Source organism: Paenarthrobacter sp. 10L412, assembly GCF_056395565.1.
Genome location: NZ_JBFTJT010000006.1, coordinates 286,426 through 305,891 on the forward strand (window position 1 = coordinate 286,426; position 19,466 = coordinate 305,891).

The 19,466-nt window shown below is 61.7% G+C and carries 21 protein-coding genes; 12 read left to right on the forward strand and 9 right to left on the reverse strand.

All coding sequences use genetic code 11. The features are described from left to right. The first annotated feature begins 139 nt into the window (after positions 1–139). Together AC1DD7_RS09365 and AC1DD7_RS09370 are read left to right on the forward strand one after the other, a co-directional pair. Entirely contained in the window at positions 140–2,824 is a 2,685-nt protein-coding gene (locus AC1DD7_RS09365) for an AMP-binding protein (protein ID WP_477514717.1), read from the forward strand. A 314-nt stretch (positions 2,825–3,138) separates the two neighbouring features. After that, positions 3,139–4,050, forward strand: a complete 912-nt coding sequence (locus AC1DD7_RS09370) for a phosphatase PAP2 family protein (protein ID WP_477514718.1) — start codon at positions 3,139–3,141, stop codon at positions 4,048–4,050. 33 nt (positions 4,051–4,083) lie between these two features. Here the strand turns inward: AC1DD7_RS09370 and AC1DD7_RS09375 are convergent, their stop codons facing one another. After that, positions 4,084–4,335 (reverse strand): hypothetical protein, encoded by a 252-nt coding sequence (locus AC1DD7_RS09375; RefSeq protein WP_477514719.1) that lies wholly within the window; start codon positions 4,333–4,335, stop codon positions 4,084–4,086. 211 nt (positions 4,336–4,546) lie between these two features. On the opposite strand from AC1DD7_RS09375, the gene AC1DD7_RS09380 reads away from it, so the two are divergent. The 5 genes from AC1DD7_RS09380 to AC1DD7_RS09400 are packed head-to-tail and all read left to right on the forward strand — an operon-like array spanning position 4,547 to position 7,731. Beyond that, positions 4,547–5,077 carry an alternate-type signal peptide domain-containing protein gene (locus tag AC1DD7_RS09380; RefSeq protein ID WP_477514720.1) on the forward strand — a complete coding sequence of 177 codons (531 nt, stop codon included), beginning with the start codon at positions 4,547–4,549 and terminating at the stop codon, positions 5,075–5,077. A 33-nt stretch (positions 5,078–5,110) separates the two neighbouring features. After that, positions 5,111–5,731, forward strand: a complete 621-nt coding sequence (locus AC1DD7_RS09385) for a SipW-dependent-type signal peptide-containing protein (protein WP_442016522.1) — start codon at positions 5,111–5,113, stop codon at positions 5,729–5,731. Continuing rightward, positions 5,718–6,419, forward strand: coding sequence for a signal peptidase I (locus AC1DD7_RS09390; protein WP_477514721.1), 702 nt, complete (start codon positions 5,718–5,720; stop codon positions 6,417–6,419). Before AC1DD7_RS09385 ends, AC1DD7_RS09390 begins: the two co-directional genes overlap by 14 nt. Further along, positions 6,416–6,931, forward strand: a complete 516-nt coding sequence (locus tag AC1DD7_RS09395) for a hypothetical protein (RefSeq protein WP_477514722.1) — start codon at positions 6,416–6,418, stop codon at positions 6,929–6,931. The genes AC1DD7_RS09390 and AC1DD7_RS09395 overlap by 4 nt, the downstream gene beginning before the upstream one ends. 47 nt (positions 6,932–6,978) lie before the next feature. Continuing rightward, positions 6,979–7,731: an ABC transporter permease gene (locus AC1DD7_RS09400; protein ID WP_477514723.1), complete on the forward strand. Its 753-nt coding sequence runs from the start codon at positions 6,979–6,981 to the stop codon at positions 7,729–7,731. Between the two features lie 5 nt (positions 7,732–7,736). On the opposite strand, the gene AC1DD7_RS09405 is transcribed toward AC1DD7_RS09400, so the two are convergent. The 3 genes from AC1DD7_RS09405 to AC1DD7_RS09415 are packed head-to-tail and all read right to left on the reverse strand — an operon-like array spanning position 7,737 to position 10,175. Further along, positions 7,737–8,789 (reverse strand): sensor histidine kinase, encoded by a 1,053-nt coding sequence (locus AC1DD7_RS09405; RefSeq protein ID WP_477514724.1) that lies wholly within the window; start codon positions 8,787–8,789, stop codon positions 7,737–7,739. Further along, on the reverse strand, positions 8,782–9,456 hold the full coding sequence (locus AC1DD7_RS09410) for a response regulator transcription factor (RefSeq protein ID WP_477514725.1): 675 nt from the start codon (positions 9,454–9,456) through the stop codon (positions 8,782–8,784). The genes AC1DD7_RS09405 and AC1DD7_RS09410 overlap by 8 nt, the downstream gene beginning before the upstream one ends. After that, positions 9,453–10,175 (reverse strand): phosphatase PAP2 family protein, encoded by a 723-nt coding sequence (locus AC1DD7_RS09415; RefSeq protein WP_477514726.1) that lies wholly within the window; start codon positions 10,173–10,175, stop codon positions 9,453–9,455. The genes AC1DD7_RS09410 and AC1DD7_RS09415 overlap by 4 nt, the downstream gene beginning before the upstream one ends. A 332-nt stretch (positions 10,176–10,507) precedes the next feature. Here AC1DD7_RS09415 and AC1DD7_RS09420 point away from each other — a divergent pair, with 332 nt between their 5' ends. Both AC1DD7_RS09420 and AC1DD7_RS09425 read left to right on the forward strand, forming a co-directional pair. Next, on the forward strand, positions 10,508–10,846 hold the full coding sequence (locus AC1DD7_RS09420) for a hypothetical protein (protein ID WP_477514727.1): 339 nt from the start codon (positions 10,508–10,510) through the stop codon (positions 10,844–10,846). Continuing rightward, on the forward strand, positions 10,843–11,253 hold the full coding sequence (locus AC1DD7_RS09425) for a DUF6855 family protein (RefSeq protein WP_477514728.1): 411 nt from the start codon (positions 10,843–10,845) through the stop codon (positions 11,251–11,253). Before AC1DD7_RS09420 ends, AC1DD7_RS09425 begins: the two co-directional genes overlap by 4 nt. A gap of 50 nt (positions 11,254–11,303) precedes the next feature. On the opposite strand, the gene AC1DD7_RS09430 is transcribed toward AC1DD7_RS09425, so the two are convergent. After that, complete coding sequence (locus AC1DD7_RS09430; RefSeq protein ID WP_477514729.1) at positions 11,304–12,521, reverse strand: MFS transporter; 1,218 nt, start codon at positions 12,519–12,521, stop codon at positions 11,304–11,306. A gap of 103 nt (positions 12,522–12,624) precedes the next feature. After that, a complete protein-coding gene (locus AC1DD7_RS09435; RefSeq protein ID WP_477514730.1) occupies positions 12,625–13,008 on the reverse strand; it encodes a hypothetical protein in 384 nt (127 codons plus the stop codon). Between the two features lie 151 nt (positions 13,009–13,159). Between AC1DD7_RS09435 and AC1DD7_RS09440 the strand changes: the two genes are divergently transcribed. The 3 genes from AC1DD7_RS09440 to AC1DD7_RS09450 all read left to right on the forward strand — a co-directional run bounded on the left by AC1DD7_RS09440 (position 13,160) and on the right by AC1DD7_RS09450 (position 14,647). Further along, on the forward strand, positions 13,160–13,354 hold the full coding sequence (locus tag AC1DD7_RS09440) for a hypothetical protein (RefSeq protein ID WP_477514731.1): 195 nt from the start codon (positions 13,160–13,162) through the stop codon (positions 13,352–13,354). A 30-nt stretch (positions 13,355–13,384) separates the two neighbouring features. Beyond that, positions 13,385–13,840, forward strand: coding sequence for a hypothetical protein (locus AC1DD7_RS09445; RefSeq protein ID WP_477514732.1), 456 nt, complete (start codon positions 13,385–13,387; stop codon positions 13,838–13,840). A 180-nt stretch (positions 13,841–14,020) separates the two neighbouring features. Further along, a complete protein-coding gene (locus tag AC1DD7_RS09450) occupies positions 14,021–14,647 on the forward strand; it encodes a hypothetical protein (RefSeq protein ID WP_477514733.1) in 627 nt (208 codons plus the stop codon). A gap of 82 nt (positions 14,648–14,729) precedes the next feature. Here the strand turns inward: AC1DD7_RS09450 and AC1DD7_RS09455 are convergent, their stop codons facing one another. From AC1DD7_RS09455 to AC1DD7_RS09465, 3 genes are all read right to left on the reverse strand, one after another. After that, positions 14,730–15,887: a hypothetical protein gene (locus AC1DD7_RS09455; RefSeq protein ID WP_477514734.1), complete on the reverse strand. Its 1,158-nt coding sequence runs from the start codon at positions 15,885–15,887 to the stop codon at positions 14,730–14,732. Between the two features lie 116 nt (positions 15,888–16,003). Then, positions 16,004–16,891, reverse strand: coding sequence for an MBL fold metallo-hydrolase (locus AC1DD7_RS09460; protein ID WP_477514735.1), 888 nt, complete (start codon positions 16,889–16,891; stop codon positions 16,004–16,006). A gap of 108 nt (positions 16,892–16,999) precedes the next feature. Further along, complete coding sequence (locus AC1DD7_RS09465; RefSeq protein ID WP_477514736.1) at positions 17,000–19,423, reverse strand: S8 family serine peptidase; 2,424 nt, start codon at positions 19,421–19,423, stop codon at positions 17,000–17,002. Positions 19,424–19,466 lie beyond the last annotated feature (43 nt).

Consider the following 19,466-nt stretch of genomic DNA (forward strand, 5'->3'; position numbering starts at 1 on the left):
TGTCAATCGTCACGGGAATGTTGCACCGACCTCACCCCACCGCCCGGCCCTAACCGGAGGGCCGGAGCCACGTCATGATTCTTCGCCGAGGCATTATCCAGTTGAGTTAGGTTAGGTTTACCTTGTTACATAGTCTTTCGTGACTACCCATCCGGACGTTGCCCAAATTTCGTTCGCCACTAACCTGGCGTCCTTCGGCGACCGCACCGCCATCAGCACAGGCGAGCACTCCATCAGCTACCGCGACCTTGCCGCGCGCGTAGATGACATGGCGCGCCAACTCGGCCCTGAGCGCCGCCTGGTTGCCCTTGAAGCTGACAACACCTTGCCGTCGTTGACCGTGTATCTCGCGGCCCTGGCATCGGGCCATCCACTGCTGATCCTGCCGGTCGGCGGCGGAAAAGCAGCCCAAACACTCATTGCCGCCTACGATCCAGACGTCATTGCGCGGTCCTCCAACGGCGAGCCTGTCCTGGACGTGCGCCGCCATGAGACAGCACACCAACTGCACTCGGATCTGGCACTCTTGGTGAGCACTTCAGGCTCCACAGGCTCGCCGAAACTCGTTCGCCTTTCCGCGGCTTCCATTCAGGCGAACGCAGAGGCCATCGCACAGTACCTGCACCTGCGTCCGAGCGATATTGCCGCCACGACACTTCCCCTCTCCTATTGCTACGGGATGAGCGTGGTGAACAGTCATTTGCTGGTGGGTGCATCTTTGGCATTGACAGACCTCTCCGTAGTGGATCCATGTTTTTGGGACCTGGTCCGTACCGAGGGCGTGACCTCGTTCGCTGCCGTCCCCTACAGTTTCGAGCTTCTGGACCGTGTGGGATTCGAGCACATGGATGTTCCGAGCCTGCGCTACATCACCCAGGCTGGAGGTCGTCTGGCTCCCGAGCGCGTCCGATCCTATGCAGAGTTGGGCCGGGAGCGCGGCTGGGACCTTTTCGTCATGTATGGGCAGACCGAGGCCACAGCCCGCATGGCTTACTTGCCACCGGACCTTGCAGCGGAGCATCCACATGCCATCGGCGTCGCGATTCCCGGAGGAGAATTCCGGCTCGAACCAGTGCCGGGCCTGGATGACTGGGAGCTCGTCTACACCGGGCCAAACGTCATACTGGGATACGCCGAGAAGCCCGAAGACCTGGCCCTTGGCCGGGAAATCACCGAGCTCCACACCGGTGACCTTGCCCGGGTCGGACCTCATGAACTCTATGAGATTGTGGGCAGGCGCAGCCGCTTCGTGAAGATCGTTGGGCTCCGCGTTGACTTGGGACGTGTTGAGCGACTCCTTGCAGATCTTGGCCTGACCGCCGCTGCCGCTGGTTCAGACGACGTCGTGGTTGCAGCCGTGGAAGGCCACCACGATCTTGCCTTGGTCGCAAAGAGCCTTGCGCAGGATCTAGGTGTCCCCCGCGCGGCCGTCCAACTGCATGCGGTGCCCGACATTCCACGGCTCGGCAACGGGAAGCCTGACTACCCGGCCATCCTTGCTTTGTCTGCGCAGACTGAGCCAGAGCAGCCGGAGACCCACCCCAGGACAGAAAACCCGGGGACGGAGACTTTGCTTGAGATCTTCGCAGAGGTCCTGGAACGCCCCGACATTACAGAGACTGACAGCTTCGTTTCCCTTGGCGGAGACTCGCTCTCCTACGTGGCGGCGTCGGTAAGGCTTGAGCGTGTACTTGGCCGCATCCCGCAAGGCTGGCACCTCATGCCCATTTGCGAGCTTGTCCCGGCACGTGAAGCCGAAGCCGATCCAGCCCATGAAGAGGCGCGCGCCAAGGCACTTCTCCGGAACTGGCGGGGGAAGCTGACAGCACGTATGGAAACGGGAATCGTGCTCCGCGCGGTGGCCATCATTTTCATTGTGGCAACGCACATCAAGTTCTTCTCCTGGGAAGGCACCGCCCACGTGCTGATGGCAGTGGCAGGGTATAACTTTGCCCGCTTCCAGCTAACGGGATCCCGGCGGGAACGGCTCCGGAGGCAATTGCGTGCTGTCGTGCGGATCGCCGTACCCAGCGTCCTGGTCATCGGCGTCGCTTTTGCCGTGACTGACGACTACGGCTGGCACAACGTGTTCTTGTTGAACTCAATCGTTGGTCCCCAGGGGTGGACGGATATGTCCCGCTTCTGGTTCGTTGAAGTGCTGGTTCATATCCTCATCGGACTGGCTCTCCTGCTCGCTATCCCCGCTGTGGACCGTGCTGCACGCAGATGGCCATGGGCGTTTCCACTCGCCTTGGCCGCCATCGACCTCCTGCAGCGCTTCGACATCATCGAGTTGCCCTATCCTGGCCAAGGGCCTGTCTTGTGGCTGTTCGCCTTCGGATGGGCTGCTGCCGTATCGCGGGAGTGGTGGCAACGCGCCGCAATGACCGCCTTCGCCCTACTCACGATCCCCGGGTCCTTCAGCAACGAACACCGCAGCGCGACCATCCTGGTAGGTTTCCTCATCCTTCTCTGGATTCCTACCTTGCCCGTGCCGCGCGGCCTGCACCGCATCACGGCTCTGCTGGCCAGCGCATCACTGTATATCTACGTCACGCACTGGCTGGTGTATCCGCTGTTTGAACAGACCCACAAAGGGTTGGCCCTCGCGGCATCATTGCTCGTGGGCGTGGCCTACTGGGCTACTGCGACCCGCGCCATGGGCAGCGTCGAACGGTGGCTCCGCAACCGACAAAAGCGGCGCCACTTCAATTCCTCCGACCCACGGCCGGCTGGGGACTCACCGCCAGACGGCGACCCGCCGTCGGCTGGCGTTTCAGTGCTGGATGCGAGGATGCCGCAGCGATCGCGTGCTCGCGGATGAGTGTGAGAAGACCGGCCGTGCTCCCGAAAACGCCCTCCTGCGGCCGTCACGCCGACCCTTCCGATGGGTCGAGGCCCCATCTTCCTCCTGGGAATGCGACGGAGCCAACAGGACCAGCGGCACAATGGTGATCCCCAGCCAGACAATCACAGCCAGCAACGCCAGCATCAGGCCTGTAGTAGGTTCCATACGTTAAGAATAGGCTCATCTGCCCTTGACCATAAGGCGCCTTATTGGTATGAGCGCCGGTATGTGCGCCGCGCCCGATGCGTCCTCACATGAGCCTTTCAGCGAACTGTGGCAGTCTTGATTCAATGAGTTCCCAGCAGTCCCGCCCCATAGCCATGTCCTCTGGCCGGTCAGCACAAGGTCGCAAGCCCGGCGTCGGTACAGGGCTGCTTTTCGCCTTGGCTACCATGGCCAGCATTCTGGGCTTGGTCCTCACGTACTACTTCTTCGTGCGGACCACTATGGGTCAGTTCATCGACGAATCGGCATTGGTTGAGGCCACCGAACTCAGCGGATCTGCGGGCAGGGCGTCCACCAAATTCCTGGATATGCTGCCCATCCTGTCACTGGCGATCGCTATCATCGTGGTGCTCTTCGTGACTGTGGCGCGTCGCCGTTGGACTGCCGCCGGAATTGCCGTGGCCGCTTGCATTGCCGCCAACCTGGCTACGCAGGTATTGAAGTTGTTTATCCCGGACAGGCCCGACCGCGGCGTTCAAACACTTGAACTGAACTCTCTGCCCTCCGGCCACACAACGTTGGCGGCGTCTGCTGCTGCTGCGGTTTTCCTCATGGTCTCGCCCCGCTGGCGGCCCCTGGCGGGCCTCCTCGGCAGCACCTTCGCCGTGGCCACCGGGGTTTCGACACTCATCAACCAATGGCATCGGCCCTCCGACGTCGTAGCCGCCTTCCTCGTGGTTGGCGCCGTCATGCTTCCTGCCGGATGGCTGATCCTTCGCAGCGGGACCAGCTGGAACGTTTGGAAAGGCTACGGCGAGCACTGGGCAGCGTCACGACTCTGGGTATGGTTGACCGCCGCTGCCTTGCTCCTGGCAGCTATCGTCGCCGGCTACTCACTGCTCCAGGTCATGCCGGGACTCAGCCCGGACAGCACCGTTGACTACTTCTGGGCCGGGACTGCATTCATTGTGGTTGCCGGGTACCTGTCAGCCCTTGGCGGGACGTGGCTGTTCGGCCTGGCGGCCAGGAAGCGCTAAAGCACCAGGGCGTTAAGGCTCGACGGCGGCAGCTTACTTCGGCTCGATACGCTGGGCCTGGGCGCGGATAAAGTCCCGATCCTCTTCCGTAAGCAAGGTGCCTCCGTGCCCGTCGACAGGGCTATCCTCACCCGTCTCGTTGTTCAGGATGGCCGTTTGGGTGCGCGGGATGATCATGCTTCCCGGATTATCGATGAGCCATTGCTGCGTTTCCGGTGAAAGTTGATTCCAGAATTCCTTGATGTGCATCGTAATCAGCGCCGCCCCTTCAATGGTTGAGTACATTCCCACACTGGGCAGATTCCCTCAGTGCGTCAAGCATATTTTTACGAGATTACAAACACCTTTACGGATTATTTCGGGGCTGCAACATCTTCGGTTTCAAACCCGGAAAAACTTGATCCAACCTTGAGCCAGTGCCGCATGGACCCTTGATCTGAGACCGCGAAAGTAATCGCAAGGCAGAAGCCACAACAACACGAAAGAAGGTCTCACGGTGAAAAACACAACAATGCTTAAAGGCGCAGCGGCACTGGCACTTGGTGGAGCGCTGCTCCTGGGTGGCGGAGGAACACTTGCTTGGTGGAATGCTTCGGATTCCGCAGCAGCGGGCACCATCGTGGCTGGCAACTTGAATGTCCAAGCCGCAACCGGCGCTTGGACCGACCGCGCAGGCAACCCGGTCAATCTCGCCACGTACCTGGTGGTTCCTGGCGATCTCCTGACCTACACACAGGATCTGGACGTCACCCTCACCGGCGACAAAATGGCAGCCAACCTCGTTGCCGCGAACACCGGTGCAGGCGCAGGATTCGATCCCTCCAACGTCACGGTTACGTCACCCAAGCTGACGGACGCTCACGGGGCCGTCATCGCCAACCCGCTCACCACTTCGCAGCATGTCACGGCGAGCATCACCTTCGAATTCAAGTCCAGCACCTCAACCCGCACGGACAACAACGCAAGCAGGAACCTGGGCAACGTATCCTTCACCCTGACACAGGTCCAGCAGTCCGGCCTCCAGTAGTCCTGCCCCGCAACAACTTCAACAGGAGTGTCAATGAGAATCCCCAGGAGCATCAAGACGGCTGGCCTTATGGTCGCGGCCGTGCTCCTGGGGCTCATGGCCGTCCAAGGTACGTACGCACTCTGGTCCGCTACCGCTGTTGCCCAGCCGGGCACGGTCAAAGCATCCAGTTTTACCGTCAACCTGACAGGGAACCCTTCCGGGTCCTCGGTGCCCATGACCGTCAATGACCAAGCGACCACGTTGGCACTGACCACGGCACAGGCGCCCCTGGCGGACCTGGCCCGCGGCAGCTCCGTTTACACGTCCATGGGAATCGGAAACGCCAGCGACGCCGGTGGGGTCTTTGACATCACCGTCACCGCTACGGCGCCTACTGTCAGCAACGTATCCGGGGGCACCATGGCCGGCTATCTCACTGTGACTGCCGCCAGCGCCGCGTCGAGCACCGCATGCTCATCGGCCAGCGGCTATCAGCCTTTGACCGGGGCAGGATTTACGACGCCGGCAATCGCCAAAGGTGCCACCTCCACCCTCTGCTTCAAGGTGACCTTGGACGCTGCCGCACCTTCCAGCGTCGAGGGAAATTCCGTCTCAATCACTCTTCCGCTGCACGCTCGTCAGAAATGTGGGGTTCCCAATGGTTGCGCCTAGTACCCTCGTAGATCGCAATAGCCTTGATGAGCTCGTGCTGGACACGACGATTGACACCACATTTGGCGAATCTGGCGCCGACGCGTCCGTCGCAGTCGAACCCGAAAATGGGGAACTGAAGGAAGCCGGCCGGCTTTCCTCAGAACGTTCTTCCAACGCACGGGTACTGGCCCGCATCGGCCGGGGACTCGGCGTCGTACTTCTTTCCCTTGCACTCCTGGCAGTCACGGTGCTGATCATGCTGCCCAGGGTGACCGGCTCGCAAACGTATTCCGTGCTGACCAACTCCATGGCACCGAAGTACGCACCTGGCACGTTCCTGGTTTCGCAGGCAGCGGACTTTGACGAATTGAAGCTCGGCGACGTGATTACGTACCAGATCGAATCGGGCAAGCCGGGTGTCATCACGCACAGGATCATTGCTTTCGGGTTCCTCCAGACGGGCGAGAAGACGCTCACCACCAAGGGCGACAACAACGACGTCGCGGATCCCCAGCCCGTTCGTGAGATCCAGGTGCGCGGCAAGTTGCTGTACGCCGTGCCGTTCGTGGGGTTCGTCGCGAACGCCTTGGGCAACAGCGACCGCTCACTGTGGCTGGCCGTGGGCGCCGTGGGTTTGATCGGTTACGGTGGGTTCACCATGTTCCGGGAAATCCGGGGCTCGCGAAAGGAAAGGCAGTCTGCGTGAAGCGGGGAACTGGCCCCTCGGCCAAAGCCTGGGCGGTTGGCCTTTTCTGCCTGACCGTATTGGTGGGCATCGGCGGAACGTCCGCATTCGGGCTGTGGGAGCAGAGCTCCAACGCAACCATGACTGTTCGAGCCGCGGTTTCCACGCCAACGCCTACCCCCACACCAACCCCAACTCCCAGCGCGCCTGTCGTATTGACGTTGACCTGCACGCAGATAACTACGAGCACTGTCCGGATCAGCATCGCAGGTCTGAGTTCCCCCACGGTGATGACGGTCGGCGGCAAGATGAGCACCAGCAGCGTCTATGTCTCCATCCCTGTGCTGCCTCCGTCTGCAACTTTGGATTTGACGCCGAGCAGTCCCATCTTCGCCACCGCCATCCTTGACGGCCACAACCCTGAAGTCGACGTTCAGGTGACAGCGTTGCAAAACACTGGGACCACAGCCACGGGCGAGCTACGCCGTTTGAAGCTCTCCGGTAATGGAAAATTCCTGACCTGTCCGGTGTAGCGCGGGTCGGCCTCGGGCAGCTGCAACCGCCTCGATAGGCTGACCCGATGACGACGATTCAGGCCTTGGGGCCGACCCTGCTAGGGATCGGCCTCCTCGTGACCCTGACCGCGGCAGTGCTGACCACCTATAAAGTGCCGTACAGGTGGGCGCCAGCGTTGGCGATCCTGAGGGGGACAGTTCAGCTGGCCGCTATCAGTGTCATCCTCAGCGGTGTCATCTCAAGTCCCGTCTTCGTGGCGCTGGCGCTGCTGATCATGTTTGCTGTGGCTGCAACAACTGCTACCCGGCGCATTGGGTGGAGTTGGAAAACCCTTGGCCTCGTTGGCGGATCCATGGGTCTGGGGATCGCCGTGACGCTCGGCGTCATCTTCGCCACTGGCGCGGTTGAGCTGACTCCACGTTATGCATTGGCGATTGGTGGCATCATCATCGGCAACGCCATGACCACGGCCACCCTGGCTGGACGCCGTTTCTCGGAGGCCGTTAATGATCACTGGGAGGAAGTGGAAGGGTGGTTGGCCTTGGGTGCAACACCTCGCCGGTCAACGTTGGAATTGGCCCGTCGCGCCGTCTATTCAGCGTTGATTCCCTCCATTGACCAAACGAAGACCACGGGGCTGGTAACTCTTCCAGGTGCCTTTGTTGGGGCGATTTTCGGCGGCGTTTCACCCCTTGAAGCTGGACGGTTCCAGATTGTTGTTCTGGCCGGAATCATGGCTGCCGGTGCGTTCACCGCCGTTTCAGTCATCGCTTCCCGTGCCGCTGTTCGGGTGCGTCCCGCGCCGCTGGGCCGGTGATTGGGCTACAAGCGCCGTGAAGCTCGACGCCGGAGGGAGCCTTGCGCTGTACCCTCCCGTGGGAATCTCGGCTTCGTCGTTGCTACGGGCAATGTGATCCTCATGGAGGTGCCTTCCGGGCCCGTGTAGGCCACATCCGCGGAGCCTCCTGCGGCGACGGCGATCTCGCGAACAAGGGACAACCCGATTCCGAAACTGCGCTGCTGCTGGCCCACGCCCTGATGGGCTGTTCGGGCGAATCGGTCAAAGATCCGCGCCAAGTCAATGCCGGCGATGCCTGGGCCCGTATCGGTCACGGTGATCGTGGTCTGGCCGCCGGCCACGTTGGTGGCGACCATTATGTGGCCTCCCGCCGGCGTATGGACGAGTGCGTTCTCGGCCAGACCCAGGATGGCACGGTGCAGTCTTTGAGGATCAATAAGCGCCCGCGGTTGCCCCACGCTGGAACAATCCACTGTGATGCCACGGTCAACGGCCAATTGGCGGATACTGTCCACCACGTCCTGGGCAACGCCGGCAACGTTGGTCAGGGCAATGTCCGGTTCCTGTCCTGTTCCGGTGGCAGATTCCAGGAGCTCGTTGACTATCGCTGTCAGTGCAGACGTGTCGCTCCGGATCCGGGCAAGCGCTTGGGCGGCGTCCGTATCAGGTGTTGTGCCGCGCTGTGCCAGTTGAATTCTGGCCTCCAGGATGGCCAAGGGCGTGCGCATCTCATGGCTGGCGTCCTGGACGAAGCGCCGCTGCATGGCCAGCGCTTCGCCCAGCGGACGGATCGCACTGCGGGCACTGAGCCAGCCGATGCCCCCAGCCAGCAGGATGCCGGTTGCCCCCGCGATGATCATGGCTTTGATCAGATCGTTGGTATCAAGATAGGCGTACACGGCGCCGGGTTCAGCCGGTTCCGGGCTGCCGGACTGGTTAAGCAGGTAGAGCGTGGACGCCGCCAGGAGGCAGAGGACCAGAACTGCGCAGGCGGCACTGATGCGAAGAGCGATTCTCATGGATGCCCTCCGCAGGAATGCCTGGTCCGGGTCCAAAGGAGCAGGATGTTTAGTCATTCGCATCGCCGATCTGGTACCCCACCCCGTGCACTGTACGGATTATCGATCTGGTGATCTTCCGGCGCAGGTGGTGGACGTAGGTGTCGATCACTCCGGGCAGTTCACCTTGGCTGAAGGTGGCATTGATCAGCTCTTCCCGCGTGAAGACGTGGCCCGGCTGCGCGGCTATCGTCGCGAGCAATTCACTCTCCTTGGCAGTCAATGAGGCGAGGAAGCCGTGAATGGAGCGGATGGACCTGGAAGAAGGGTCCAGTTCCCAGTCTCCAATACTTAAGGTCTTGAACTCTTCCTGGTAACTGCGGGTCAACGCCCTTAGCCGGGCCCCCAGTTCCAAGATGTCGAAGGGCTTGGTCATGTAGTCATTCGCGCCGGCGTCGAGTCCCCTGACCTTCTCCTCCGTTGCGCCGAGGGCGGTGAGTATGAGGATAGGGGTGGCGATACCCCTGGACCTGAGCGCGGCAATCAGCGCGATGCCGTCCATGCCGGGCAGGCCCCGGTCCACCACCATCACATCCCAGATCCGCGAGAGTCCCCGATGCAGGCCTTCATGGCTGTCGACGGCGACGTGAACCTGGTAGTCCGGCTCCAGCAGTTCGGCGATGAGCGGCCCGAGGACGACGTCGTCTTCCACCAGGAGCAGGGATGGCTTGGTTGCAGTGATCACGAATCCATTGTTGCGCGCCGGTCGCTGGCGGACTGCAGCCGGGCCACGATTGAAGGTGCTTGACGGTTCCAGAGACCAGCCATCAGCACGACGACGCCAATGGTTGCCGGAAACGATGCCATGACATCCAGTGGATAGTGCGCGCCGATGTAGACACGGGACCAGGCGACGATCGCTGCGAGGATCATTCCTGTCCAGAGAACCGGCTTCTCCGCGCGGCTACCCCGGGCCAGGAAATACGCTGCAATGGCCAGGGCGACGGCCAGACATGTGTGTCCGCTGGGAAAGCTGTTGGATACCGGCTCCGGCGCCAGCGGGTCCAACAAGAGTGCCGGGTCTGGCCGGATCCTGCCGATGACCACCTTGAACAGCTGGCAGCTCAACCATCCCGAACCCACCGTGAGGGCAAACAGCACAGCTTTCTGTGGGGAACGTCGAATCAGCAGGAGATACAGACTTGTGACGAGCACCACCAGCGCTCCCACCACAGGCTCGAACAGCAGGTTCAAGGCCAGGGCTAAACCGGTCAGGACAGGGTTATGGTTGCGGCTGAAGTTCTGATCCACAGCCAGCTCAGCCGACGTGAAGCCTGGCACGGACTGGACCGTCAGCCCGACGGCGATGACGACTGCCACCAAAATAGGCCCAGCGGCCAGCCAGTGTTTGGGTGCGGGCAGACGCTGTACTGGTACAGGGCCAGGTGTGGATTGCGGGAACATGGGACCCTTCGGCAGGACGTATCGTTCTTCCAATCCTCCGTGAGGGCAATTAAGAACTCGTTAAGAAGTGTGTCTCGGCCGGATTGAGCCGAAGATGGAGGCATGCAACGAGTCATCGGTTGGCTGGCCGGAGCCATCATCGTCACTCTCATTTTCGGAAGCGCCTATGTGACGCTGCAACAGTTGGGCCGGCGCGCAGCGAATGATGCGCCGTCTGCTGCTGCTGCGGCTCGGGTTGAAGGCATTGGTTCGCCGGCGCCGACTTCGCCGCAGCTGGAATTGACTCCTGAAAGGGTGTCTTCGTCGTTGTCTACGGGGCAGATAACAAGCCGGTGTCCAGCACTGCCGTCCTTCATGGGTCCATTCCCGTCCTTCCTGAGGGCGTGCTCGCGGCGGCAAGACGGACCGGATCCGATGCTGTGACCTGGCAGCCGGAGCCTGGTCTGCGGATGGCAGTGATAGCGCGCCCCGCTGGGGAGCAGGTAGTCGTCGCGGGCCAGTCGCTTAAACCTGTAGAGGACAGGAACTGGATGGTCATGATCTTCCTGTCGGCGGCGTGGCTGGGCAGCATGATTGTCCTTGGCCTGGGATACGGCGCGGCAGAGATTTTTCGGCGACGTTCGCTCCGGCGCTACGCTGAAACCGGAGACGCGGGAAAGGACTGGTCATGACTGCTGAAGGAACGAAAGAAGAGCCATGGGTGCTGCTCACGGCGCCGGGCTCGTCGGAGTACTCCATGTACCGCGACCCGGAGTCAGACCCACCGGCCCTCGTTTGCCAAGTAGGGTCGACGACCCTGAAGTATCACCTGCGAGCCATCGAGGATCTGTCCGCCTGGCTCCGTGAACAGCAGGACTGGGTGCCCCTGGGTGCAGCTGACGAGAGCAAACCAGCGCCCGAAGGGAGCGTCGAGGCATGGGGACGGGACCCGGCCAACCCTGTATCCGGGTGGTACGGACTGCGCAAAGGATACCGCGGCCGCTTTGGGATGTACCTCCCGCCGCTGCTCGAAAAACTCGGGCTGGTCGAACTGACCCACGAGAAACGCAACAACATGGTTCGAGCCCTCCCCGACTAACCCATTGCCGTGGAGAAAGCGGCTTCCTAGTCCGGCTGAAGAGAGCGCGGCTAGTAGTTCCGCCGATGCTTCAGCTTGGGGATCGCGACGGCGAACACCGCTGCCGCTGCGAACCCCAGGACGCCGGTGGCCCAGACGCCAGCAGCGAGCGAAATGGCAGCAGTGAGGGCAGACAGGAGCACCGGCCCGCCCGTTGCACCTGAATCGGCAATGAACCGCCAGATGCCAAGGAAGTGGCTCCTTCCGTTATCCGGCGAGAAGTCAGCACCCAGCGTCATAATGAGCCCGGAACTGATGCCATTGCCAAAGCCAATCAGCAGGGCAGCCAACAGCAACGGAACGAACCCACCAGTGAATGGAATGAGGATCAAAGCCGCCCCCATGATCACCGTGGAAGGAACCGCTACCCACTGCCGTCCCTTGCGATCCATGAGCTTCCCAGCCGGATAGAAGACCAACATGTCGATCGCGCCGGACAAGCCGTAGATCAGCGATGCCTGCGTGGCATCCATCCCCAAATGGTCGGCCCACAACGGGATGACCACCTGGCGCGAGGCTCGCAGAGCGCTAAGCAGCAGAATTCCGAAGCCCACAGACAGGAACACACCAGCATGCGAAGCAGCTACGTCGCGCAGCGTTGACGCCGGGATGACTGGTCCGCCGTCGGACGTATCGGGAGCCACCAGATCCGGGATGGTGAGCGACAAAGCAGCAGCGGCCATCATCCCGACAAAGCCAACCCAGTACGCCCCGCTGATTCCCGCGAACTGCATCACGCCGGCACCGATGAACGGTCCGATGAAGATGCCGATCCTCGTGACGCCGCCCAACGTGGACAGCGCACGGGCGCGGAACATCACCGGAACTGCCTCGGTGAGATACTTCTGGCGGGCCAAGTTGAAAACGCTCGCAGACATACCCACCAAGGTCATAGCCGCGGCCAGCAACCAGATCCCATGCTCCATCTGTGGAGCGAAAGCTGCCGCACCGAGGGCAAGGGCTCCTACGGCACCTGCCCCAACAATTGCCCAGCGTTCGCCGAACTTTATAGTGATGAGCGATGCCGGGATATTGAAGAGCCAGGACCCCAAGCCGATCAGCGTCACGATCAACGCGGAGACTGCCACGGATGCTCCAAGATCACGCGCCGAGAGCGCGATCACCGGAAGAACCGCCCCCTCGCCGATACAGAACAACAGCGCAGGCCCGAAGGCCGGTAATGCAATGCTGCGAAGGCTGAAGTTTTGGTCTTCTTGGGTGGTTGTCATCCCCTTCATCCTAGGACTCCAACCGAGCCGCCTCGCAGTTGTCGCAGTTCCGGAGATCCGGAACCGCAACAACTGCTCGCGAGACTAGGCCTCGTCCAGGTGACTAGATGCGGTTAGCCGTTGCCTTCCGACGTCCGGCTGCTGAAAGTGCCAAGCCCATGAGAAGAAGGCCGACTGCCCAGAGGGTGAAGCTGCCGTCCAATCCCGTAGTGGCCAGAGAGTTGGAACTCCCGACGCCGGTCGCAGGGCCTGCTGTCAGCACACCTTGAGTGCCGCCTGCAGTTACTGCGCTACCACCTAGCTGGGCACCGCCGATTCCGGTTGTCCCGACGCCAGCGTTCCCGAATACAGGACCCCCAATTTCGGTCCCCGGATTGTTGGTGCCAGTGTCAATGCCAAGTCCTCCACCACCAGCAGGCTGGCTAACCTCCGGCGGGTTGACGACCGGAGGGTTCACTACCGGAGGATTCACAACGGGAGGGTTCACAACGGGAGGGTTGACGACCGGCGGATTCACAACCGGAGGGTTGACGACCGGTGGATTCACCACGGGAGGGTTGACGACCGGTGGATTGACAGCCGGTGGCGTGATGGCTCCAACTGAAGCGCCCCCGATCCCAAGCGATGTGGAGTCGACCGTGACCGGAGCCGTGATTGGAACAACAACCTGGGTCCCGGAAGCGACGCCGCCCGATCCATTAGTGGTAGCGCCCGAGGTCCCCGCCGGTGCAGTTCCCCCGGAAGTACCGGCAGTGCCAGCCGACGAATCGCCCAAGACACCAGCAGACGTCGAACCAACAGTCACAGGAGCTGTAATCGGAGCAACCACCTGAGTCCCGGAAGCGACGCCGCCCGATCCATTAGTGGTAGCGCCCGAGGTCCCCGCCGGTGCAGTTCCCCCGGAAGTACCGGCAGTGCCAGCCGACGAATCGCCCAAGACACCAGCCGACGTCGAACCAACAGCCACCGGAGCGGTAACCGGAGCAACCACCTGGGTCCCGGAGCCAAGGCCCTTAGATCCCGAGGTCGTAGCACCCGAGGTTCCCGCCGGAGCGGTCCCACCGGAAGTACCGGCAGTGCTGGCCGACGAATCACCCAAGACACCAGCCGACGTCGAACCAACAGTCACCGGAGCGGTAACCGGAGCAACCACCTGGGTCCCGGAGGCAACGCCATCGGAACCGTTGGTCGTAGCACCCGACGCCCCCGAAGGAGCAGTCCCACCGGAAGTACCGGCAGTGCTGGCTGACGAATCACCCAGCACACCAGCCGACGTCGAACCAACAGTCACCGGAGCGGTAACCGGAGCAACCACCTGAGTCCCGGAAGCTACGCCATCAGAACCGTTAGTCGTAGCTCCGGGCGTAGCGGCAGCAGGTGCACTGCCTGTATTCGAGGGTGCGCCGGACGTGGCTGTTGAATCTCCAGCCACACCCGCGGCAGTGGCTCCGATGTTAACAGGGACCAATATCGGAGCCACTACCTGAGCGCCGGATGCGATGCCTTCTCCCCCCGACGTTGTTGCCTGCGCCGGCGCTTGGGCCGGTGCAGAACCTGTTGTTGCTGCTGGTGTTGTCGTGGCCGATGAGTCCCCCAGGACACCCGTCGACATCGATCCCACAGTTACGGGGACCGTCACCGGTGCAACTACTTGGGTACCGGAGGCTGTGCCGCCAGTACCGTTGGTGCCAGCCGCCGTCGTCGAACCGCTTGTTGCAGTTGGAGCGGCAGGTTTGGCTGGGCCCGTCGCAGTGGAGCCCCCCAGCAGACCCACTGATGACGAGCCCAGGTTTATGGGCGCTGTTACGGGCGCGACTACCTGTGTACCGGAGCCGACACCGTTGGAACCGTTGGTGGTGGCAGCTGGCGCTGTCCCCGTAGCCGGAGCGGCTGCGGGTGCCTTTGTGGTTGAGGATGAATCTCCCACGAGGGCCAGTGACGTGGCGCCTGTGCTGACTGGCGCTGTCACCGGTGCCACCACCTGTGTACCGGAAAGGGTTCCGTCCTTTCCACTGGTCGTATCTGCCGCGTTGGCCGCGGTCCCGCCGAGGGCTATCAAGCCTCCGGCAAAGCATGTGCCGATCAGGCACCTGCGAATTGTCGAGTTCATTGTGATCTTCTCCTGAAGGTCTTGTTCCCAAAGACGTCCGATGACGGATCGTCCGGCTAACCATCGGCCGCATGTAGAGGCGCGGCTGGGCTGGGGAACTAGTCAGGAGATGAGCCGGGATCGAATGAAACCGGCTTTGGATGATCTTCATTGCTGGCCGCTGCTGGACCAGAAAGTGTGTCTGCAGGGACGATTGGCGCACCATGCAGGAAGGCTGCGGCAGGGCTTGGCGGCCCGTTTTGTGAGGTACCCGAGCCCGCGCCGGTGACGCCAAGAGGTGTCGTTTCCGGGTCGGCCGGCAGCTCGGCTGGAGCTTCAGGTTCGACGATGACAGAGGCGCCGATTACGGCACCAGGTGAAGCAGGGGCAAAACCTCGCGCCAGAGCAAAGGTCAGTGAAACGTCGCCATTGAGGGTGGGCGGAGTTGTCCCGAGGGGCAGGCCAGCGGATTCCGTCCCCGAACCGCCGCCGGCTGAAGCCGTTGGTGAAGTCCCGACGGCGGGTGGCGGCACAGTTCCGGCACCTGGCGTCGCGGGGAGCATAGGGCCGCCGCCGCCCAGGAGCGGTGGAAGCAGGCTCCCGGGTCCAGCAATCGGAGGTAAGACGCTGCCGACAGGCGGGAGGACCTTATCGATAACCTCAACGATGGGGGCCACGACAGGCTTGGTCACGTCCGTCACCGGGTCCAGGCCGACGGGTTTCAGAACATCATTTACCGGAGGAACAACCGCCTCGACGGTGTCGTCAATAATGCCCGTGGCTGGTTTGACGACCGTGTCCACAACACGGCCGACTGTGTCGCTGGGAACTACCCGGTTAACCACGGGGAGTTTGGCGATGACTTTGTCCGCGGACTCCGCAACGTGCTCAACCACTGGGGTTACAGAGGGAACGTGCACGGTTATCGGATGTGCCGGGACAACGGCTTTCGCGGGAGCCGGCAAGGGTATGTTCGGCACAGGGACAGTGACGGCGGGTGCTGCGGGCTTGGACGTAACGGAAGTTGCAACGGACGCGGCCGCCTTCTTGACCGCACCCGTTGCAGCACTGAGTGTCTTGTTAGTTTGCTTGCTGGCGGTGTCGACTGACGTCACGGAAGACGTCACTCCGCCCAACAGCGAATGGTTATCAGTGATCCCGGAATCGGCGCTGGCGGCCGTCGCGGATAATGCCATCCAAATTGCGGTACCGGCGCCAGCGATCATGACGGAGCGGAGAATCTGAGTAGCGCGCGGAATTACGCGAATGGCCTTCATCTCGACACCCCCCAGGTAGCCGCAAACCGATGGTCGATTTCATCCTAGGACTGGTGTTGCCCAATAGTCCATGGGGAGGCAGTAATCAAGATGACAAATTTGTCAGTAACCTTCATTTATGAAGAAGGGTAAAAGCCAGTCTTCTCGGGTCCAAAGTCGGGCGTTGCCAGGGATCCGCCAGCGCCCCTTCCATGCTGGGCATTGGTTTCCTGGAGCCGTTTGATGAACCAGCGCGACTGCTCCGGTCCATAAGGCAGCACCGGGATGGCCTTGGTTGCATCGTTGGGCATATCGCGGATGGACTGGGTTGCCTGTCGCACGGCAGTGCTCATGGTGTCGGCCATGGTCTTGACGAATTCATCGCTCGCGGGCTTGCCGTGCCCCGGGACCAGGAACTCGTAGCGGTGACGCAAAGCGGAGATGTGCCGGAGGACGTCCGCCCATTCCTCGGGATAGGAGTCCTCAAACGAAGGATGAGCGCCGTGCTCGACGAGGTCGCCCACGAACAGCGTCGAGTTGGTGCCCACCAGGAGGTCACCGTCGGTGTGAGCGCGGCCCAGATAGAACAGTGTGGCTGTAATTCCGCCGAGGTCCACCAGAACAGGCTGGTCGCCAACGATCGCGTTCGGAACAACGATGTCGACGGCGTCACCCTCCCCCGCGGCCATCTCCGGTTCGTTGGTGGCGACGAAGCGACGCTGGTTGTCGGCGTCCCGCTCGATGGTTGCCGCACAGTTGGCGTGCGCCCAAAACTCTGTCACGCCGTCGTCGGCAAAAACAGCGTTACCGAAGAAGTGGTCGTAATGGGCGTGCGTGTTCACTACCACCAGCGGAAGCTGGGTCTTTTCACGGACAGCAGCGAGGATCTCGCGGCCTTGGCGCGGGCCACATCCGGTGTCGATGACCATGGCGAGCTCACTGCCCACCACAAGCCCGGTGTTGAGTAAGGACCCCTCGGTTTCCAAGACGTAGTTGTCCGTGCCAAGTTCATGCCAAGCTGACAATGAGTTCTCCGTATCCAGTGCAATCCGGCGATGTTCAGGCCTCGATTCTACCCATGCGCGGCTGGGAGAAGCCGGAATGACCCGGTGGCAGGTGAACTCGGTACCGGACTAGAGGATGGCTGTCATGACGTTCCAGCCGGACCCAATCTGCCGGGCAGCAAGCCAGCCGCCAGAGCCGTCACCCGGGTAGAGCCACAAAACACCGGAGCTGTTGCGGGCAACGACGTCTATCTTGCCGTCGCCATCGAAATCACCGGGGCCCTCAATAGCGGTCATGACATTCCAGCCGGAACCAATCTGCCGGGCAGGAAGCCAACCACCAGAACCGTCACCGGGGTACAACCACAGAACGCCGGCTCCGTTGCGGGCAAGAACATCAGTCTTGCCGTCGCCGTTGAAATCACCGGGGCCTTCAATGGCGGTCATGACATTCCAGCCGGAACCAATCTGGCGGGCAGCAAGCCATCCACCGGAACCATTGCCCGGGTACAGCCACAGAACACCATTGGCATCGCGGGCGATTACATCGGCTTTGCCGTCCCCGTTGAAGTCACCGGGTGCCTCGATCGCGGCCATCCCATTCCAGCCTGCACCGATCTGACGGGCAGCAAGCCAGCCACCAGAACCGTTGCCTGGGTACAGCCACAAAGCGCCGTTCGCGTCCCGCGCGATGACATCCATCTTGCCGTCACCGCTGAAATCACCGGGTGACTCAATGGACGTCATGGCATTCCAGCCTGCACCGATCTTGCGGGCGGCTAGCCAGCCACCGGAACCATTGCCTGGGTACAGCCACAAAACGCCGCTGCTGTCCCGGGCAAGGACATCGCTCTTGCCATCGCCGTCGAAATCAGTGATTTTTTGGGAGGAAGTCTTGAAGGTGAACTTCCACTCGGCCAGAGCTGCCGGGGCCAATGCATAATCTGCAACAACCCTGGCGGTAATGGTTACAGCTCCACTGCCCGGATAGGTGCCAGGGGCAAGAACCTTTCCACCTACCAAATATTCAACGCCGGCCAGGGCGGGAATCGTGTAGGTATCGTTCGAGGTGCCGTCCCGGTCAGTGAAAACTACTGGCGCAGGCGTCACGGGAAGGTGCCCACCAAATGTGGTGAGCGCTGCGGTGGCATCAACCAAACCGGCGCCACATCCCGCAGGGCAGCCAGCAGGAAGTGGCCGCGACGAGTCCTTCAGTTGCTGTTCCAGGTGCTCCGGGGTGAGAACAACGCCCTCTGCCGAAAAAAGGAGAGCCGCAAGGCCTGCCACATGAGGGGCGGCCATGGACGTTCCCTGCATAAACGCATAGCCCGCCGTGCCCTGCGTGGTTGTCCCTGAGTTGTAGGTGGACAAGATACCGTTCAGTGCCGAGGAACTCATCTCGCCCCCGGGAGCAGTTACATCAACGGCGCTCCCGTAGTTGGAGTACGACGCCTTCGCGCCGGTCCTGTCGCTCGCAGCAACGGTGATGACGTTCGGGCAGTTTGCAGGGCTGGAATCGGCCGCGGGGCGATTGGAATTTCCAGCAGCAACTACTACAACGGCTCCAGCGTTATGGGCGAAATTGATGGCGTTTTGGTAAGTGTCAGAGCACGGCTTGATGCCACCGAGACTGAGGTTGATAACGCGGGCCGGGTTGGGATTGATGGGAGCCCCGCTAACAACGCCGCCTGCCGCCCAAATGATTCCATCTGCGATATCCGATGAATACCCACCACAGGCACCCAACGCCCGAACCGGAAGGATCTTAGCCTTCGGGGCAACACCGGTTACACCGTAAGTGTTGTTGCCGATCGCAGCGATTGTGCCAGCCACGTGGGTTCCATGCCAGGAAGAATTTATCTGCGGGCTGCCCACACCGCATTCATTTGCTGTCGACCAATCCCCGGGATCCGTAGGATCAGCGTCCCGGCCACTCCCATCCCGGGCATCGGTGGCATCGGACATCATGTCGTAGCCGGGCAGGACGTTGGCGTCGAGATCCACGTGACTAGTGATCCCGGTGTCCACTACTGCGACGACTACGCCTTCACCATGGTTGTACTGCCACGCTCCGGAAGGCCGAATGCCAGCCAAATCCTCAGAAAGATCCCATTGCGAGGGATAGTAGGCATCGTTCGGATCAGCCGCCACCTGCATAATGTCGTCGGCTTCGGCGTAGGCAACGTTGGGATCCGCACGAAGGGTTTTCAGGAATTGCTCGGCTTTTGTGCCTGAAAGGGCCTTGGCAAGTTTGATGACCTGGCCGCCCGCTGCGTTCGGGTGCGAGCTCTGGGCAACGACTCCGAGCTTCATGGCCGCATGACCGGCGGCCTGCTCCACGGCAGCCGCAGCCGCTTTGGCGTTGTCCCGTAGCCCGACAATGAACCGGTCCGTTGCCACCTCAGGTGCCGGACGGAGTGATTGAGGGGTGCTCGGGATGATGTCGCTATCTCCCGCTACTGCCGGCTGTACGGCCAGGCCGCCGGTGATGAGGAGCGTGGCCAACGCGAAGCCGACGGTCCTCAAGGATCGCATTGGGGAGGTTTTTACCATGGTTGGGCATCCTAGAACGGCGACTGAGCACGGTAAGGCTGGG

Bases quoted from the DNA above. Each gene is read 5' to 3' on its own strand.
- AC1DD7_RS09370 (WP_477514718.1), top strand. From the start codon at position 3,139: ATGAGTTCCCAGCAGTCCCGCCCCATAGCCATGTCCTCTGGCCGGTCA.
- AC1DD7_RS09375 (WP_477514719.1), bottom strand. From the start codon at position 4,335: ATGTACTCAACCATTGAAGGGGCGGCGCTGATTACGATGCACATCAAG.
- AC1DD7_RS09385 (WP_442016522.1), top strand. From the start codon at position 5,111: ATGAGAATCCCCAGGAGCATCAAGACGGCTGGCCTTATGGTCGCGGCC.
- AC1DD7_RS09390 (WP_477514721.1), top strand. From the start codon at position 5,718: ATGGTTGCGCCTAGTACCCTCGTAGATCGCAATAGCCTTGATGAGCTC.
- AC1DD7_RS09400 (WP_477514723.1), top strand. From the start codon at position 6,979: ATGACGACGATTCAGGCCTTGGGGCCGACCCTGCTAGGGATCGGCCTC.
- AC1DD7_RS09405 (WP_477514724.1), bottom strand. From the start codon at position 8,789: ATGACTAAACATCCTGCTCCTTTGGACCCGGACCAGGCATTCCTGCGG.
- AC1DD7_RS09415 (WP_477514726.1), bottom strand. From the start codon at position 10,175: ATGTTCCCGCAATCCACACCTGGCCCTGTACCAGTACAGCGTCTGCCC.
- AC1DD7_RS09425 (WP_477514728.1), top strand. From the start codon at position 10,843: ATGACTGCTGAAGGAACGAAAGAAGAGCCATGGGTGCTGCTCACGGCG.
- AC1DD7_RS09430 (WP_477514729.1), bottom strand. From the start codon at position 12,521: ATGACAACCACCCAAGAAGACCAAAACTTCAGCCTTCGCAGCATTGCA.
- AC1DD7_RS09450 (WP_477514733.1), top strand. From the start codon at position 14,021: ATGCCTTCTCCCCCCGACGTTGTTGCCTGCGCCGGCGCTTGGGCCGGT.
- AC1DD7_RS09455 (WP_477514734.1), bottom strand. From the start codon at position 15,887: ATGAAGGCCATTCGCGTAATTCCGCGCGCTACTCAGATTCTCCGCTCC.
- AC1DD7_RS09465 (WP_477514736.1), bottom strand. From the start codon at position 19,423: ATGGTAAAAACCTCCCCAATGCGATCCTTGAGGACCGTCGGCTTCGCG.